We start from the raw sequence: 16,299 nt of genomic DNA, 5'->3' as shown, positions 1-16,299 counted from the left end.
CACGGCTACTTCTTTTTTGTATAAACAGATTATGCTTGATCCGTTGAACGGGTATAAAGGGTAAGGAGCACTTTCCTGATACTCACTCGACACTACGCTCTACATTCCGTTTTACATGAATAACATACGACGCTCACCGAGAGGGGAATTGATATGATTGACGAAGTTCAACAACAGCAACAGCAGATTGCCCGGAAAACAGATATAGCTTCGATCACGAGTACATATAAAGGGGGGGATCTGGGGGTTACCCTTCAACCGGCTGTTTGTTCTTTCAAAGTTTGGTCTCCCATTGCGATTCAAATGGAACTGCTTCTGTACCCACCCCTCACAGGTGGAAGTCCCGATGACATCCCGAACGCGTTGAAGCAGAGCAACATCCCAATGCATTCCGGTGAACAGGATGTGTGGGTTTTAGAAGTGGAAGGGGATTTACGAGGTTATCGCTATATGTTCAAGCCAACTTTTGCCGATGGAACTTCAACGATCGCGGTTGATCCTTACGCGCGGGCCGTAACCATGAACGGTGAAATGGGTGTTATTGTGGACATGCAAGAGACTCACCCTGAGGGTTGGCAACAGGATAAACGTCCCGAATTGAGTCATCCCACGGATGCTGTCCTGTATGAGCTACATGTCCGGGATTTCTCCATTCATGCTTCTTCCGGGATTGCGAACAAAGGAAAGTATCTGGCTTTCACCGAGACTGGGCTTCAAGATGCAACAGGTAATACGCTTGGAATTGATCATTTGGTTGAACTAGGCATTACACATGTACACCTGTTGCCTGTATTTGATTTTGCTACGGTAGACGAGGCGAAGGTAGATGATGATCCTAAGGATGCCTCTAACTATAATTGGGGTTACGATCCACTACATTACAATGTTCCGGAAGGATCTTATGCATCACGCGCAGATGAACCCGTAACGCGAATTCGTGAATTCAAGTCCATGGTGCTTGCACTTCATCGTAAAGGGATAGGTGTCATTATGGATGTCGTGTACAACCACACGTTTGATACAGCGGAGAGTTCATTTGAGAAGCTCGTTCCCGGATATTATTATCGTCAGCATGCCGACGGAACGTACAGTAACGGTTCAGGCACAGGCAATGAAGTGGCAACAGAACGAGCTATGGTACGTAAATTTATTATCGATTCGGTGCGTTTCTGGGCAGAGGAATATCATGTGGACGGTTTTCGTTTTGATCTGATGGGGCTGATGGATGTTACGACGATGAAACAGCTCGCATCCGAGCTTCATACTGAGGTATCTCCCTCCATTTTGTTATACGGCGAACCTTGGGGAGCAATGGAATCACCTTTGGGTGATGAGATGACCTTGAAAGGAACACAGCGCGGATCACGCTTTGCCGTGTTTAATGATAATTTCCGTGGTGTCATTAAAGGAGACAGTGATGGGGACGGCAAAGGTTTTGCGACGGGTGAAGACGGGAAAGAAGCGGAGTTATGGACAGGCGTGCAAGGGTCTATTCATGATTTTACGGAAGGTCCATCTGAGACTATTAGTTATGTAACTGTACATGACAATCTTAATCTGTGGGATAAGGTGGCCCGTACGCAAGGGTTACAAGATAAGCTAGGCTTTCTGACGTATGATGAGGATGGGAGTATCCGGGGGTTCGACAATGTGGAAGAGGCTGTGCGACAGGCTGATCCTTATCTTCAGATCGATCCAGCGCATGTGCTCGGAAACGAAACCGTGAGACGCTGCCTTCTTGCAAACGGTATTGTACTTACCTCACAAGGTGTTCCGCTGATTGCGGCAGGAGATGAGATATTACGAAGTAAATACGGGGACGCTAACAGTCATGAGAGTGGAGACGTAGTCAACGCCATACATTGGGATCAGAAGCAACGATTTAAGCCCGTATTCGACTATTACCGTGGCCTGATTCGCCTGCGGCGGGAGCATCCTTCTTTTCGCCTGCGTACACGCGAAGCGATTGAGAAGCATGTTCGACTTTTGCAAAAAGATAAAGGACTTTTAGCATTCGAGTTGCAGGGTGCAGATGTGAATGATGCATGGCAACGGATTATCGTGATCTACAATGCGACCAAAGAATCTCATCGGATCTCTATCCCTTCAGGCACATGGAGAGTGGTTGTTGAAGAAGGACAGGCTGGTGTAAATACGCTTCGTACCATCGAGGTTACGGAGGAAATGGAGGGCAACAATAACATCCACGATCAGACTCAGCATAGCAAAAAGAGCACCAAGAGCAGCTCAGACAATCAAGAGACTAACAACAATCAAGTACAGGTCAGCATGTTATCCATGACCGTATTATTTTCGCAGTCCTCTTGAAGAAAGTCAGGCTTGTACAAGGATGACAAAATGTCTGTTTTTATCTAACAACAGGGCAGTGAGTCATAACGATGTATTTCAGTTTAAAAGTCACACAGTAGAACACTCTCTTTGATATCAAAAGAGGGTGTTTTTTTGATTCCATAGGTACATACGTTGTCAACCGCTGCGCTTGTTTACATATGATAGATGAAAGCGATTGCTCATCAATTGTTTCGATCTAACCGATATGTTGAGTACAGACAACCCCGGGTTGACAAAAGGCGTCCCACTTCGTAACATCGGGACAATACGAAATTAAAGGATATAAAGGCGGTGAGAACGATGCCGGAATGGACTTCTTTTTGTTATGAAGGCAACGATCTTGGCTTAACTTATACCAGTGCTGCGAGTACGTTCAAAGTATGGGCGCCTACAGCACAGCTGGTTAATATATTAGTTTTCGAATATGAGGGAGAGTATAACGATCTTGGCGAAGTGTCCCATCATGAGGATGGTCAGGCATTTGAGATGACACGTGACCCGGACGGGATCTGGCAACGGACTCTTTCGGGCGACTGGGCAGGACACTTTTATATGTATCGCATCGTTCATCATGATCAACGGGTAGAAATAGTAGCGGACCCTTACGCCAGAGCAGTTACAGCCAATGGGCAACGGACGGCGATCATTGATCTGAATATGACTCATCCAGAGGGATGGGATCAAGATGTAAAGCCCGCCTTTGTAAGCCCGGTTGATGCGATCATCTATGAACTGCACGTAAGAGACTTCTCTTCCGATCCTCAGGCCGAACTTCCGTACAAAGGAAAGTATATGGCTTTTACGGCTACCGGGCTTACCGATGAGACAGGCAACCGAATTGGCGTCGATCATTTGGTTGAACTGGGTATTACCCATGTACATCTGCTGCCTGTGGCCGATTACCAGACGGTAAATGAACTCGCAGTAGCGAACACCGATCCAACGGCCAAAGTACCCTATAACTGGGGCTATGATCCGCAACACTATAATGTACCTGAGGGTTCCTATTCGACGAATCCCCGAGATCCTGCTGTTCGTATTCGGGAGTTCAAAGCGATGATTCAGTCCTTGCACCAGCAAGGGATCCGTGTTGTGCTTGATGTCGTGTACAACCATACGTACAGTGTGGAAAAAGGCCCTTTTGAGCGAATCGTGCCAGGTTACTTCTATCGTTATTATGAAGATGGTACACTCAGCAACGGTTCAGGTGTAGGGAATGAACTGGCAACAGAGCGTCCTATGGTACGAAAATATATTCTGGATTCCTTACGCTATTGGGCAGAAGAATATCATATTGACGGATTCCGGTTTGATCTGATGGCACTGATTGATCTGGACACGATGAGTGAGCTTACCCGTCAGTTAAAAGAAAAGATAGACCCTACCTTTCTGATCTATGGAGAGCCGTGGATGGGAGGCGACTCTCCGCTGGCTCGTCAAACCCTCAAGGGAACACAGAGAGGCAAAGGATTTGCTGTATTCAATGATCATTTTCGCGGTGCGATTAAAGGAGACAGTGACGGTAGCAGTAGAGGATTCATCACAGGTGCCGGCGGCTTGGAATATGAAATAAGCAAAGGTGTTGCGGGAGCACTGGATGACTTCACCTCATCCCCCGCCGAAACCGTTAATTATGTGACCGCCCATGATAACCTGAATCTCTGGGATAAAATGACTACCTCGCTCCATCTTAGACATGATCTGGGCTTTCCTGTATGGAAAGACGGACAGCCTGTGGAGGGAGGCAGTGCCGAGTCGGCTGTTAAGGCTGCAGATCCGTATCGATATGTCGATGAAGCAGATGTATTGCATAATGAAATGGTTCGCCGTTCCATTCTTGCATCTGGCATCCTGCTTACTTCACAGGGAATACCGTTTCTACATGCCGGTGATGAGATGTTAAGATCCAAGGCTGGAGATCATAACAGTTATCGAAGCGGTGATGCGGTAAATACGATCACTTGGGCCAATAAAGCCCGATTCAGGCCTGTATTTGACTATTATCGTGGGCTGATCCACTTGCGGCGCACCCATCCGGCGTTCCGTATGATTGAGGCAGAACAGATTCGCAGACATCTCCGCTTCATTCGGATGGATGGAAACGTTGTTGCCTATATGCTTGAACATGGAGCGAACGAAGATTCATGGCATCGGATTATGATTATCTATAACGGCTCGGAGGAATCTCAGACCTTACACCTGGATGAGGGTGAGTGGAAGGTTGTTGTGAATCATCATACCGCTGGAACCGACGTGATCGAGACGGTTACGGGGGAGGTTCAGATGGAACGTTGGTCGCTTATGGTTCTGTACGACAAGGAGCTCACGCCCCAGTCAGAACCGGCTGCACTGCAAATCGCTCTTCCGCGCAGGGTATTTGCTCCGCAGGAAACTTCTCAGCTACGAGCAACGGTGAGGGATCATATCGGCAATGTATTGGAAAATGTACCTGTGGTATGGAACTCTTCTGATCCAGACATGGTTCGTATAGAAAAAGATGGCACTATTCGTACATTGAGTCGTGGTGTAGTGTCAATTACGGCAAGCGTCGGTTCGATCACAGCGTCTTGTACCGTTCAGGTTGATATCCGCTACGCTGAGCGAATCGAGATCATAGGTGAACCAGTGCTATATACAACTCGAGTTAGTCGTTTCCGTGCGTTGGTGCTGGATCAATATGGGCAGCCACTTACAGATGCTCATATTCGCTGGAGTTCTGCTCATTCGGATGTAGCTGCTGTAAGCCAAGCGGGAATCGTGAGGGCGCTGACTTCGGGGAAATCCATGATCATCGCAGAAATAGGCTCCGTTCGTGCGGCATATGCGGTTACGGTTCACAGATACCTGTCACGAACCGTGACCATCTGTTATGAACGCGCTGATGGCTGTTATGACGGCTGGGATGTTTGGGTATGGGGAACGGGTATGGAGGATGGAGCCATTCGCTTGGAGCGGGCAGGCCATGTTGCGAAAGCACGGTTCCGCGTAGCTCCTGGTCTGCATCATCTGGGTTTTGTCATCAGGCTGAATGAGTGGGAGGCCAAGGACACTTGTGGAGATCGCTATGTGGATATCATGCCTGAGGATGGTGACCTGCAGATTATGGTACAAAGTGGGTCAGATGAAATGCAGATTGTGCGAGAAAATCCTGAAAAGGATGATCTGAATAGTGCATGATGTGTGCTTCTCTGTAATGTTTTGAACAGGTAATTCGTTTCATCACTCCAAGCACTAATCTTACAGTCGGAAGGAATTCCGGCTGTTTTCTTATGCTCCAAAACACATATAATTACAAAAAAAGGATAAAAAACTCCGGATTTATGTTTTAGATGCCGGATCATTGGGGTAAATATAGATATGGCCCAACATATGGCCCAACATATGGCCCAACATATGGCCTCAGAAAAAAGACCGTTTTGGTCTATGAGAGAAGCCGTAGAGCTTGCCAACAAAACCAAAGTAGGGATCCCTTGAAGGAGGATGTTCAACCATGAAATCCAACGGAAAAATGGCTCAACTTACAGCAACGCCAAGAACTGAAAAGAAAGGTGCAGCATTGCGCCTGTTAAGACAAGGTGGACGAGTTCCTGCCGTAGTATACGGACCGGGACAAGAAGGTGCCGCCATACATGTGGATGAAAAAGAAATGCTGAAAATGGCTCGTACAGGCCGCTCAGAGATGTTTAACCTTAGTGTAGAGGGCGGAAAAACCGTTCCTGTACTGATCAAGGATCAGCAGGAGCGTAATGGACGTCTACTACACGTTGACTTTTTACAAATTTCGAAAAATAAACCGATTAGCGTTAGTGTATCGATTGATTTCCAAGGTACTGCTGCTGGTTCCAAAGCAGGCGGTGTCTTCCAGACGCAAGAAACGCAACTGGAGGTTGAAGGTTTGCCAGCAGATCTGCCAACTTCGATCGAAGTCGACGTCAGTGGTCTGGAAATTGGTGACCGCTTGACAGCAGGCGATATTAAACTGGATAAAGGTTTGACGCTCGTGACATCACCAGATTCTATCGTGGCTTCGGTTATGCCACCGCAAGCTGTTGAAGAGGAACCAACCGCTTCTGCTGATGAAGCGGCCCCAGAAGCAGAAGAAGGTCAATCTGCAGAAGAATAGGCGAACGCTGGAATTTCAAAAATTCTGCGTAAATCAGGTCCAAGCTCAGTCCACTTCTTGTGGGCTGGGCTTTTTCATATGGATTTAAGGAGCGTATTTGTGGTACAACGTGAAGATAGATGAAATCGAAAAGAAAGCAGGTTTGCCCTATGTTTGACCCCACGATATACGATAATTTAAAAGTAGCTTTCGAGAATTACCTCTATGACCTGGACAATCTGGATGAGAGCATTCACATTACCCATCGCATGGATCAATTAGAAATGGCAAGCATGTCCCGGGAATTCACCTTGCGGTTCTGCCTAAGAAATCATACGGCTGTTACTGCCGAAGTGGTAATGAGAAGTTCGCTGCAGGCTATAGCCGCAGAGATTCTTCAGACCCCAGGCAGCCATCCCGGCTGCGAACTGGAGCTTCGCTTTGCGTGGGTAACTAAAGAACTGGAGCCACGTTGTCACAACGTCCAGTCGATCATGCAGGAAAATTGGCCCGATCAGCGGATAGTTCAGCATATCCACTACCTTTTTGGAGAAGCTCCGGTATCATTTAACGTTTCTGCCAATATATATTTCGGAAGGCATGTGAATGAGGATCAAATGCATGATATTCCAGTGTTATGTGATTGCATGGTTCACGTGCTGAACAAGTTGAGGGAAATAAACTAATAAAAATATGACAAATAGAACTTTTTGAAGCCTTGTCTCGTTTGGAGATCAGGGCTTTTTTTGTATTTTTTTTAGATATTTGTATAGGCTTTCAGGCATAGGAAAATTAGATTTTGGGTTATTAATTTACGCAAGCAAGTAAGAGAAGGTATATTTAGAGAGGGGAAAAGTGCAATTGGACTATAAATAAAAGGTGAAATTGCGAAAAATCAATTGGGACTAAAGATTTATATATGAACTAAAGGAACTAGTTTTCCTTGCCGATAAAATATCGAAGGGGAGAAACTACATGACAGAGAAATTAATTCGTCTGCTGCGTATACTTCAGGCTATACAAGCTAATCCCGGAATCTCTGCAAAGGAATTGGCGCTGAAATGTGGTACAACGGTGCGCACAATCTACCGCGATCTCCGGATTTTGGACAGGGTTGCTCCCATAATGAACGAAGGATATGGAAAGGGTTATCGATTTATCGGTGAGTTTGCCATGTATCCTTTAGATTTTACCGAACAGGAAGCCATGCTATTCTGTATGCTTCCGGCCTTAGTCGATACTACAAAATTACCTGCTGAATTTGACTCAGCATATGATAAGGTTATATCGGCACATACCAAACTAAAAACAAGGAACAGTGAAATTGTGGAAAATATTGCAGGAATTATTCGGATGGGGATACCTGCTTACCGTGAAGAAGGAAAGGATCCAAACTTGTTAATTCCCATTATCGAAGCGATTCTAGATGGACGGACGATTCAAGCGCAATATCATACGCTCACGAATAACGAGATTACGGTTAGGCAAATAGACCCTTATTATCTCGTACCGCGTGATCAACGTTTTTATCTGATTGGGTACTGTCATCTACAGCAGAAAGTTCGATTGTTTCGCATTAGCCGCTTCCTGGATGTAACAAGAACCAATGCTGCATTTGATATGGGTGATTTCAATATCACTCAGTATATGAAGAATACTTGGTCTGTTGACCGAGGGGACGAGCATATTCATTTTAAGGTAAGATTCTCCGAAAAGGTGGCCCCTTACATAAAAGAAGAAGAGATGTTTGTTCGTCCACGAATGACAGATCTTATGGATGGTGGTTTGTTATTCGAAGTAACACTGAATAGCAGTCGTGAATTTTTGCAATGGTTATATCAGTTCGGTGCTGAGGCTGAGGTACTTGAACCTCGCGAGTATCGGAGAGAGATTCGCAAACAACTTTTGGAATGGTTGGAGCACTATAAAGATGAAGAGGCTTTATAGCCATAAGCCAAGGAATATCTGTAAAAAGGAGCATTCGTATGAGTAACAAAATTTTTGCCGCTTTGATGGGCATGGAAAACTATCATGGAGCACAAGCTCTGCATGTGGGGGATACACTCTATCTTGTAAAGGACCCGGATAATCGCTTGGATCATCAAGCCATTAAAGTGGTTATCCCCCCAATAGGGGAGGTGGGGTATATCGTAAACCATGCTGCTATGGTACCTCATGGATGCTGGACTGGTGCGGGATTCTACGATGTCTTCTACCAACAAACTTGTGCAAAAGTAAGATTTATGATGAAGGATATGGTAATTATTGAACTGATCGAAATCATGCATGTACCTGTATCTCAGATGGACTCTATTATTACGGAATGGCAGTTCCGTGAGAAAGCCTGATCAAGAAAAAAGGCTCATGAACGGATGAGCCTTGTGTAAGCTGCCTCCAAGTAGAGAGCGGTTCTTGACCAACTGAAATGAGAACTTGCTGTTTCGCGGCCACTTCTTCCCATGGATTGCACAAGATCAGGTCGTGTGGCCAATTGACGCAAGGATGAAGCAAACTGCTGAGGGTGCTTATACTCTGATATCAAGTATCCGTTCATTCCCGAATGGATAATCTCCCTTATACCCCCATTATCCGAAGCGATGACAGGAATGCCGGAGGCCATAGCTTCTACATTCACCAAGCCAAAGGCCTCGTGGTTCTGTGAAGGACAGACCAGGCAGTCTACACTTCGATAGAGCTGATCAATCTGTTCATGATTCATCTGCCCTAAAAAGGCGGCATGAACGTTATGTTTTTGTGTCAGTTTACGTAATGAGCGTACATACTTTGGAGGGCCCTTACCTGCAATGACCAGCTGGACAGGTACTTGCTTTTGTGCTAAAGCAATAGCACGAATTAGAATATCGACCCCTTTGCCAGGGATGACTCTGCCTGCATACAGGACTGTAAAACGATCAGTAATTCCAAACTTCTCTCGCAAGTGAAGCCGTTCTTCTTTGCTGGCAACGGGTCGGAAACGGTCAAGATCAGTACCTAGCGGAACGACATTTAACCGTTTCGTTACAGGAGGGAAACGGCGGCTGAGTCTACGCTTCAATGATTGGCTGTTCACGGCAATACAATCCGCTTTTTTCAGACTAGACAGTTTCCGAGGTCCGGGTTGAACAAATGTAAGTGAGTGGAGATAGAGGATAACAGGTGTTTGCGGAAAGGCTTGTTTAATGGTAGCCATGCTGTGAGGTCTGTTATCCACTTGAATAACATCAACATCGAGTGTACGAAGCAAACGAATAACTGACCGGGTATAATCTACAATACTGGATGCAAAGATTCGCTGAATCGTTATCTGTCCGATCTGTTGAAGTGCCGGCAGCCCTTTAATTTGACGACTTACAACGGTTACCTGATGACGGCGGGCAAGTTCGTGTGCGATACCTAATATACAGATTTCCACGGAACCATTGCCAGGCAGTGGTAACTTCTCTGGTGCAACCAGAACGATCTTCATGAATCCACTCCTCCTTGTCCGACATGTTCATGACACATTTCATGCATTGTATGTTAGAGGTGGATATTTGGCTCCTGTGAGACGTATATTGGATCATGCAAATGACATGGAATATAATACAGCCTGGCTGGATGCAAATCGACACTGCTTTTGTGATATACTGTACAGGGTTCAACTAGCGTGTATTGCATAGAAGCAGGAGGAAGATGATGTTACGTTCAATGCTGGGTCGTTTCCGGCTAATGTTATGGTTACAGGGGATTTCATATATTTTACTGTTGTTCGTTGCGTTTCCCCTTCGGGATGCAGGAGTTATGCCTCAAGCGGTGACTTGGTTCGGAAACTTGTATGGTTTTTTGTTTCTGATGCATCTCTTGTTTATGGTATCTTTATACACAACTCAGAAGTGGCGTTTGCGCCGTCCCATTGCGCTATTCTTCATTTCGTTTATACCGCTGGGCAATATGATTTATGATTTTTTTGTTTTTCGAAAATTGGCCCTTAACACTGAAAATAAAGCTTGACTTTATTTTATGTTATGAAATATGATGTATACAGGTTATTCACCGGTTTCAACTAAAACTACATATTCCTGTTAAAGGGGAGTAGCTTTTACAGTAAAGTCGTCAATTCGGGATCACATCCCCGGCTTTATTGGCAGCATTTTGTTGTTAGCGAGACCTTTACCAAGTTTTTATGCTCGGTAAAGGTCTCTTTTTGTGGTTATAAAAGGATCTTTACCAGCCATGGTAAAGATCCTTTTTTTTGTACATCATAAGCATATTAAGGAGGAGTCAATGTTGGATGCAGCACTGTTATTAGAATATGGGTGGGTACTTTTAGTCCTTGTTGTCCTTGAAGGATTACTGGCAGCAGATAATGCCCTGGTACTCGCAATTATGGTAAAACATTTACCTGAGGAAAAGCGTAAGAAAGCATTGTTTTATGGTTTGATGGGGGCTTTTGTTTTCCGTCTCGGGTCGTTATTCCTTATCTCATTCCTTGTGGATGTGTGGCAGGTTCAAGCGATCGGGGCATTATACCTTCTGTACATTTCGATAAACCATATCGTCAAAAAGATATTGAGTGGTCGAAATAAAACAGACGAGGCAGCTGACGATGCACCAAAAAAACCAAAGAAACAATCTGGATTCTGGATGACTGTATTTAAGGTTGAAGTCGCAGATATTGCTTTCGCAGTAGATTCAATCTTAGCAGCTGTTGCTTTGGCGGTTGCGTTGCCACCAAGCGGATTGCCGCCAATTGGCGGCTTGGATGGTGGACAGTTCATTGTCATCTTCCTCGGCGGTTTTATCGGGCTCGTTATCATGCGTTTTGCAGCATCGTTTTTCGTGAAATTGCTTCATTCGCGTCCGGGTCTAGAAGTTGCTGCTTTTGTAATCGTAGGTTGGGTAGGGGTTAAGCTGTCCGTAATTACATTGGCGCACCCTTCCTTAGGCGTACTGGATGAGCATTTCCCGGAAAATAAAATATGGAAAATCGGTTTTTATGTTGTACTGATCACGATTGCGGTATGTGGATGGTTCCTTTCATCCAAAGTACCTGAGAAGGAAGATGAGAATCCTGTGGAAGAATTGCAAGAACAGGCTAAACTCTAAGGTCATGATCATGAGAATGTTGTTTGCCTGATGAATATGACAGAAACAGCGGTGAATAACCTAATAAACTGATGAAAAAGAGGAGGATGTCCCCGGACAACCTCCTCTTTTTCATCATTCGTTAGAATATAAGAATGCATTAATTTCCAAGAAAAGGGTTGACATTTGAAAAGATGTGCTATTAATATATACATATCAATGATGAAGGGAGGCCGAGAGACATGACGTTAGGTTATGAATTGAATCTAGGACACAGAAGCATCGACACAATTGTATATCCGGCTCATCGTCTTTTTGGCCTCATACGGTCGACATAAAGAACGGGCATATTGTTTATAGAATACAGCGTGTAGCGCTATAGGCAATGTGTGTTCTTCGCGGTATCCAGCGATGGATAACAGGTGCAAACTCATTTGTGCTGTTATCCGTTATTGTCATGTAGTAGAAGCCATGGACGATCAGTCCATGGCTTTTTTATGTATTTTTTACAAAACAACACGCGGCAAACTATATTTGCTGAACGGAACAGGAAGGAATTACAATCATTTATGAATAACGAAATGAACAATGTTGGAAATTTTAGCAACATGACTGAGGGTTATCGCCATCAAGTGAAATTACCAGCGGGAGAACTTACCGTATATGCGGCACAGCAATTATTTTCTTCTCTGGACTACAAAGTATTCGAGATGGCTAACAATAATTTGCAGATTCCGGATATCTCTTATATGGGTTATACTCCGGACGTGCATGTCGGTGTAGGAACATGTATTGGAACGACGGTGGTATGGGAGGCACAGAGTGGATATGTATCACCTTCGATCGTGGGTAGTGATATCGGCTGTGGTATGCGAGTTCATCTGACCAATCTGCATAAGGATGATCTGAAAGATTTAAAGCTGCGCCGCAAATTGGTTAAAGCGATCGAAAAAGTGTTACCGATGGAAGCCAGCCAGCGAGGCCATTTTTCCGATATAAGATTAGAGCATATTGTGAAAAAAGGACTACACGGACTGCCGAAAAAATATATTCCGGATAGCTATACACCGAAGAAGTCGACTTCACTGACGCATGTGGAGAGCAGTAAGTTTACGTATGACGAGAATGTACTGAATCTTGTTCCGGATATGACCTGGCACCGTTCGCATCGTCAACTGGGGACACTGGGGGGCGGGAACCATTTTGCCGAGATTCAGGCGATTGAGATTGCTGAGGAAAATCGCGAAGTAGCTGAGGCTTGGGGGCTTTATGATGGACAGATTGCTGTTATGATTCACTCTGGTTCCCGCGCTTGGGGCGGATATGTTAGCCAGACAAGTTCGACAGCGATTGCCAAAGTCATGCAGCGGCTGGGCCTTGGAACTTCCGATCCCCGATTGGTATTTGCCCCGCTGGAGCATGCGGAAGGCCGCCATTACGTCAACATGATGTATTCCGCATTGAATTATGCCGTAGTGAATCGCCATCTCATCGCTTATGCAATCCGGGAAGCATTCCGGGATGTATTCGGGTCAAAATGCGAATTTCGTACACTGTACGACCTGATGCATAACTATGCTTGGGAGGAATCCCATGCAGAGCGTGGTTCGGTGTTTGTACACAGGAAAGGGGCAACACGGGCATTGCCTGCAGGCCACCAGGATAATCCAAAACCTTACATGGCTACAGGCCATCCGGCTCTGATTCCTGGCTCGATGGGGACGGCTTCGTTTATTATGGTCGGTCAGCCAGAAGGCTCAGACAACTATTATTCGATATGTCATGGTGCGGGCCGTGTACGGTCACGTACTGCAACGAAACGTTTGGTGACGGTTGAAGATTTTGCTACAGCTCTTGGCGTAGGAACGGCGGACGAGATCGTTGTGAACCAGCGATCCTTGGAATCCATTATTGATGAATCACCTCAGGCGTATAAAAACGTTGATGAAATTATAGATAGTGTTACCGGCGCCGGACTGGCTCAAGTGGTAGCCAAATGTAAACCGCTTGCTGCGGTAAAGGGAGCGAAATGATGAACGATAACGATAAACAGATGAATCCAATGAACGAAACAAAAGCGATCTATTCCTACGACGAACAGCATGATACACGTATCCGGGTTGAAGGATACGCGGTCTATTCGAGACTGATTCGGGGAATTGGTGAGGCACTTCTAAAGCGTTACGGCGTTGAATACAAGTTGTATTCAAGTTCTGATCCAAACAACGAATATTGGGAACTGCTAAGGGAAGACTTGCAGAACGGAAGTGACGAGGTCGAGCTTGTTGCTCGTATCTTTGAGGATCTCGAGCTTCAGACTCTTCATTATGATGATGATGGAGATGTTCCAACATATGGTGTGCATTATTCCATCCGCAACAACGTATTTGCTTATCCCAAATGGGGCGTAGCTTTGGTACGGGTACCTTTTTTCCGAGAGAACGGGATCTATAGTGAAGACTTTGTGTTCGCTGTAGGGGATGAAGAGATGAAGCATTTCCTGGGAAGTGTAAGGGAACGCGAACGTCAGCAAAATATGAAAAAAGTAACGGTTTACACGGATGCCCGCAATGGCAGTGACCGTCATGTAGAGTCTATAACTCGTTCGGTGAGCCGAGAAGATGTAGTTCTCTCCGCACAGATCAAACAGGATATTTTCCGCTCGCTGGATCAGTTCTTTGAAGCGGATCGTTCCTTTTACCGGGACTATGACATCCCTTACAAACGCGGTATTCTGCTCTATGGGCATCCAGGGAACGGAAAAACAACGCTGGTGAAATCGATAGCAGGCAGTATTCCTGGACCGGCAGCTTATTGGCAAATTACGGAGTACACCAACAGCGAGTCTGTGCGTGAAGTTTTTGATGCAGCCAAACGACTGGCACCGATGGTGCTGATCATTGAAGATATCGACTCGATGCCGGATGAAGTTCGTTCCTTTTTCCTGAATACATTGGATGGTGCGACGTCGAAAGAAGGGATTTTCTTGATCGGTACGACAAACTATCCGGAAAAAATCGATCCAGGTCTCATGAACCGTGCCGGACGATTCGACCGGGCCTATGAGATTCCACTGCCTGATGAAGCTTTACGCTTGCAATATTTGCGGCAGCGTGGGTTTAGCGTGTTTGCAGGTGAAGAAGGGACGATCGAAGCGGCCCGCTTGACAGATACGTTCTCGCTTGCCCAACTCGGCGAATTGTATGTCAGCGTTGCGCTGGAGTGGCATCAAAACGGGCGAACCGATATTGTTCAGGTCATTCAGTCCATGCGGGGAGAACTGGACAAAAGTCATAAACATAATTGGCTTGCACAACCGGGCAAGGGTAGGGCTGGATTTTATTGATCTGTTATATGAGTCTTGTTTTCTGATCTAATACGTTGACTGATACCATTCTGATGGACTATAAAGTTTGGAGTATAAATGGTTCTGAGCCATAAATATAAATTCACCTTTACTGGGTATACTAACCTTGTCTTTGGTAACATACAATGACTCTCGGGAGGTACATATCGCAGCCATGTGCTGATGAGATGCCGGAAATTGACACGGCCTGTTGTCATGCCCTCGCAGAGCACCTGTTAGCAGAGAAAGAAGCATTTTGGACAATGGTAATATGCAACAATTTTTATGCCAGTTGTTTAAATGCCTTCGGAGCGGTTAATAGTAGTCAGACGCAACAAAAATTATAAAATAGAGGTGAATGATATGGGTTGGTTATGGTCATTAATTATCGGTGGTATCATTGGTTGGCTCGCAGGTCTGATTGTTGGTCGTGACATCCCAGGCGGTATTATTGGTAATATCGTTGCTGGTTTTATCGGTGGATGGTTAGGTGGAGTCATTCTTGGAGACATGGGTCCTGAGATGGGCGGATTCCACATTGTACCGGCATTGATTGGTGCGATTGTGCTTGTAGCGATTGTCAGCTTGATCTTCCGTTCGATGGGACGCAGCCGCGGGTAAACTAGAGCGAGCGATGTTCCTGATTAAGAAGTTATGGTGCAGCTAAAAGCTGTATGAACCATATCGATATGAATGCTTCCATGCGAAGCTGAATGAAGAGGTTGATGAAGAGCCATTGCGGTGGCTTTCCATCAACCTCTTGTTGTTTTACAATGTAGGAATATGAATGCGTGTCTGAGCTAATGCTTTCATGATATTGTTTTGAATCAGAGGAGTTGAATGGGATGGAAAAAGCAACGTTTGCTGGCGGATGTTTCTGGTGTATGGTTACCCCGTTTGAGGAACAACCAGGCATCCACGGTATCGTATCAGGTTATACAGGTGGCCATGTCGAAAATCCGACCTATGAGCAGGTGAAGACTGGGGAAACAGGGCACGTGGAAGTCGTGGAGATTACATTTGATCCAGATGTATTCCCTTACGAACGCTTATTAGAATTATACTGGCCTCAGATTGACCCCACGGATGATGGAGGACAGTTTCAGGATCGAGGATCACAGTATCGTACCGCCATCTTTGTACACAATGAACGCCAGCGGCAGCTTGCCGAGCAATCCAAACAGGAACTCGCGGCCAGTGGACGGTTCAATCAGCCCATCGTGACCGAGATTCGGGATGCCGTAACTTTTTACCCGGCAGAGGATTACCACCAGGACTATCACAAGAAAAACGAGAAGCATTACAAGGAAGACCGGGCACTGTCCGGTAGGGACGAATTCATTAACGAGAATTGGAAATAAAAGAAGCCGGAGAGCACCGCGAGGAGCTGTTCCGGCTTTTTCTTGACTAAAGCTATGTCAGGTAAGAGCAACAT

13 protein-coding genes are annotated in these 16,299 nt (G+C 45.6%); 12 read left to right on the top strand and 1 reads right to left on the bottom strand.

What is annotated here, in order from left to right; all coding sequences use genetic code 11:
* The first annotated feature begins 153 nt into the window (after nt 1–153).
* The 6 genes from pulA (H7T88_RS04615) (at nt 154) to H7T88_RS04590 (ending at nt 8,802) form a co-directional block, all read left to right on the top strand.
* Nucleotides 154–2,328, top strand: coding sequence for a type I pullulanase (pulA, locus tag H7T88_RS04615; RefSeq protein ID WP_221787292.1), 2,175 nt, complete (start codon nt 154–156; stop codon nt 2,326–2,328).
* A 324-nt stretch (nt 2,329–2,652) separates the two neighbouring features.
* Nucleotides 2,653–5,529, top strand: coding sequence for a type I pullulanase (gene pulA, locus H7T88_RS04610; protein WP_221787290.1), 2,877 nt, complete (start codon nt 2,653–2,655; stop codon nt 5,527–5,529).
* 313 nt (nt 5,530–5,842) lie between these two features.
* Entirely contained in the window at nt 5,843–6,475 is a 633-nt protein-coding gene (locus tag H7T88_RS04605; protein WP_154887590.1) for a 50S ribosomal protein L25, read from the top strand.
* Between the two features lie 149 nt (nt 6,476–6,624).
* Entirely contained in the window at nt 6,625–7,140 is a 516-nt protein-coding gene (locus tag H7T88_RS04600; RefSeq protein WP_221787288.1) for a hypothetical protein, read from the top strand.
* A 289-nt stretch (nt 7,141–7,429) separates the two neighbouring features.
* Complete coding sequence (locus tag H7T88_RS04595; protein WP_221787286.1) at nt 7,430–8,401, top strand: helix-turn-helix transcriptional regulator; 972 nt, start codon at nt 7,430–7,432, stop codon at nt 8,399–8,401.
* Between the two features lie 38 nt (nt 8,402–8,439).
* Nucleotides 8,440–8,802, top strand: a complete 363-nt coding sequence (locus H7T88_RS04590; RefSeq protein WP_090915442.1) for an HIRAN domain-containing protein — start codon at nt 8,440–8,442, stop codon at nt 8,800–8,802.
* Nucleotides 8,803–8,816: 14 nt separating this feature from the next.
* On the opposite strand, the gene H7T88_RS04585 is transcribed toward H7T88_RS04590, so the two are convergent.
* A complete protein-coding gene (locus H7T88_RS04585; RefSeq protein WP_221787280.1) occupies nt 8,817–9,920 on the bottom strand; it encodes a glycosyltransferase family 4 protein in 1,104 nt (367 codons plus the stop codon).
* A 206-nt stretch (nt 9,921–10,126) separates the two neighbouring features.
* Between H7T88_RS04585 and H7T88_RS04580 the strand changes: the two genes are divergently transcribed.
* From H7T88_RS04580 to msrA, 6 genes are all read left to right on the top strand, one after another.
* On the top strand, nt 10,127–10,444 hold the full coding sequence (locus H7T88_RS04580; protein WP_244159179.1) for a DUF3817 domain-containing protein: 318 nt from the start codon (nt 10,127–10,129) through the stop codon (nt 10,442–10,444).
* Nucleotides 10,445–10,717: 273 nt separating this feature from the next.
* Nucleotides 10,718–11,539, top strand: coding sequence for a MeeY/MeeF family manganese export membrane protein (locus H7T88_RS04575; RefSeq protein WP_420848890.1), 822 nt, complete (start codon nt 10,718–10,720; stop codon nt 11,537–11,539).
* A 560-nt stretch (nt 11,540–12,099) separates the two neighbouring features.
* A complete protein-coding gene (locus H7T88_RS04570; protein ID WP_221787449.1) occupies nt 12,100–13,551 on the top strand; it encodes an RtcB family protein in 1,452 nt (483 codons plus the stop codon).
* Entirely contained in the window at nt 13,551–14,864 is a 1,314-nt protein-coding gene (locus H7T88_RS04565) for an AAA family ATPase (protein ID WP_373323332.1), read from the top strand. Before H7T88_RS04570 ends, H7T88_RS04565 begins: the two co-directional genes overlap by 1 nt.
* 363 nt (nt 14,865–15,227) lie before the next feature.
* Nucleotides 15,228–15,485 (top strand): GlsB/YeaQ/YmgE family stress response membrane protein, encoded by a 258-nt coding sequence (locus H7T88_RS04560; RefSeq protein ID WP_090915436.1) that lies wholly within the window; start codon nt 15,228–15,230, stop codon nt 15,483–15,485.
* Nucleotides 15,486–15,709: 224 nt separating this feature from the next.
* Nucleotides 15,710–16,225, top strand: a complete 516-nt coding sequence (gene msrA, locus H7T88_RS04555) for a peptide-methionine (S)-S-oxide reductase MsrA (RefSeq protein ID WP_154887601.1) — start codon at nt 15,710–15,712, stop codon at nt 16,223–16,225.
* The last annotated feature ends 74 nt before the right edge of the window (nt 16,226–16,299 follow it).

Source organism: Paenibacillus cucumis (ex Kampfer et al. 2016), assembly GCF_019748695.1.
GTDB classification, from domain to species: Bacteria; Bacillota; Bacilli; order Paenibacillales; family Paenibacillaceae; genus Paenibacillus; species Paenibacillus polysaccharolyticus.
Note: the sequence above shows the minus strand (reverse complement) of the source record. Positions and strands in the feature narration are given on the sequence as shown.